This is a genomic window from Pseudomonas sp. K5002, from assembly GCF_013386655.1.
GTDB lineage: Bacteria > Pseudomonadota > Gammaproteobacteria > Pseudomonadales > Pseudomonadaceae > Aquipseudomonas.
In genome coordinates, this window is record NZ_JACARK010001579.1 from 1 (window position 1) to 1,126 (window position 1,126).

Annotated in this window: 1 pseudogene; it reads left to right on the forward strand. The window is 65.7% G+C overall.

Annotated elements, in window-relative coordinates:
* Positions 1 to 1,126, forward strand: a pseudogene (locus HX846_RS38075) (ATP-dependent DNA helicase); the annotation flags it as partial.

Below are 1,126 nucleotides of genomic sequence, written 5' to 3' on the forward strand. Positions count from 1 at the left end.
AGCGCCGCACCCAGGCCGTGCTCAACCGGCGCTGGAGCGATCCGCAAAGCACCGATGACCTTGGTGCGCTGGATGCCGAAGCGATTGCCGGTGTGTGCGAGGAAGCCTGGCCGGCGCCCAATGGCCTGGACGAGATGCATGAAGCGCTGATGAGTTTGGCGTGCATTGCCGAATCCGAGGTCACGGCGCAGTGGGCCGAATGGCTGCAAGCCCTGGCCGACGGTGGGCGCGCCAGCCGATTGCAGATCGGTACCGGCCAGGCCGTTTGGGTCGCTCTGGAGCGCTTGAGCTGTTTGACGGCGATCTACCCGAATGACCTGCCGCTGTTGCCCGGTTTCGATGAGCCCTGGACCTTCGATGAAGCCTTGGTGGAAGTGCTGCGGGCGCGCCTGAGCGGCTTCGGCCCATTGACGCTGATCGAGATCGCCGCGCCCCTGGCCTTGCCGGTGGCCGACGTATCACAGGCACTCGCGCGGCTGGAGAGCGAAGGCTACGTGCTGCGCGGCCGTTTCAGCCCCGGCGCCAGCGCCGAACAATGGTGCGAACGCCACCTGCTGGCGCGCATTCACCGCTACACGGTCAAGCGCCTGCGCCGGGAAATCGAGCCGGTGGCGTTGCAGGATTTCATGCGTTTTCTGTTCGATTGGCAGCACCTGTCGAACGGTACCCGCGGCCAGGGCAGCGCCGTGTTGCCGCAGATCGTCGCGCAGTTGGAAGGGTACGCCGCAGCCACTTCGGCCTGGGACAGCGATTTGCTCAGCGCACGAATCAAGGATTACGCGCCCCACTGGCTGGACGATTTGTGCCGCAGCGGCAAAGTGGTCTGGACGCGCCTGAGCAACAAGACCGGCGCGACGGCCCTGCGCAGCACGCCAGTGGTGCTGCTGCCCCGCAGCCAGGTGCCATTGTGGAGTGGACTGACCGAAGCGCCGGACAGCACCGAGCTGTCGCCCAAGGCACAGAAAGTTCATCAGGCGCTGCGGGAAAACGGCGCGCTGTTTTTCGATGAATTGATCCACGAAGCCCATCTGCTGCGCAGCGAACTGGAAACCGCGTTGCAGGAACTGGTGGGCGCGGGGCTGGCGAACGCCGACAGTTTTGCCGGCCTGCGCGCCCTGACCACGCC